The sequence below is a fragment of the Shewanella sp. AS16 genome (assembly GCF_021412365.1).
Classification (GTDB): Bacteria; Pseudomonadota; Gammaproteobacteria; order Enterobacterales; family Shewanellaceae; genus Shewanella; species Shewanella salipaludis.
The window spans coordinates 1-624 of sequence record NZ_JAKCLK010000040.1; the positions used below are offsets into that span (position 1 = coordinate 1).

Annotated in this window: 1 protein-coding gene, 1 tRNA gene and 2 rRNA genes; 3 read left to right on the top strand and 1 reads right to left on the bottom strand. The window is 48.2% G+C overall.

Annotated features, from left to right (window positions below; all coding sequences use genetic code 11):
• From rrf (LZP73_RS19200) to rrf (LZP73_RS19210), 3 genes are all read left to right on the top strand, one after another.
• Positions 1 to 104: ribosomal RNA gene (rrf, locus tag LZP73_RS19200) — 5S ribosomal RNA — on the top strand; the annotation flags it as partial.
• A 54-nt stretch (positions 105 to 158) separates the two neighbouring features.
• A tRNA-Thr gene (locus LZP73_RS19205) sits at positions 159 to 234 on the top strand.
• Between the two features lie 33 nt (positions 235 to 267).
• Positions 268 to 383 (top strand): 5S ribosomal RNA (gene rrf, locus LZP73_RS19210).
• A 135-nt stretch (positions 384 to 518) separates the two neighbouring features.
• Here rrf (LZP73_RS19210) and LZP73_RS19215 read toward each other — a convergent pair.
• Positions 519 to 624, bottom strand: a 106-nt coding sequence (locus LZP73_RS19215; RefSeq protein WP_234236515.1) for an integrase core domain-containing protein, incomplete at its 5' end; no start/stop codon positions are given.

The following is a 624-nucleotide window of genomic DNA, read 5'->3' on the forward strand; positions in this document are numbered from 1 at the left end:
AGCATTGTGGCACCACCTGATCCCATCCCGAACTCAGAAGTGAAACGCAATCGCGCCGATGGTAGTGTGGGGTCTCCCCATGTGAGAGTAGGTCATTTCCAGGCGCCTAATTTTCTCGAAAGAGAAGTAAATTGCCAAGGCAATTTGAGAAAGAACATGCTGATATGGCTCAGTCGGTAGAGCGCATCCTTGGTAAGGATGAGGTCCCCAGTTCGATTCTGGGTATCAGCACCATTACAATCTAGTGTCATGTCCTAGAAAAATTTGTTTGGAAACCATAGCATTGTGGCACCACCTGATCCCATCCCGAACTCAGCAGTGAAACGCAATCGCGCCGATGGTAGTGTGGGGTCTCCCCATGTGAGAGTAGGTCATTTCCAAACACCTAATTTCTCGTAAGAGAGCAAAAAAGCCACCCAACAAGGTGGCTTTTTTGCATTTGCGATTCCCAGGCCCATTCCAGTTGCCCTTTTGATCTTTCCCCTGTATTAGTACCACATCCTGTGAGAATTCCTTCATTATGCCACCCGTTTTGCAAACTCACTTGGTGGCAGATAATTCAGTGAGCTGTGCGGGCGCACTTCATTGTAATGTGTCCGCCAATGCGCTATTTCTTGCCTTGCT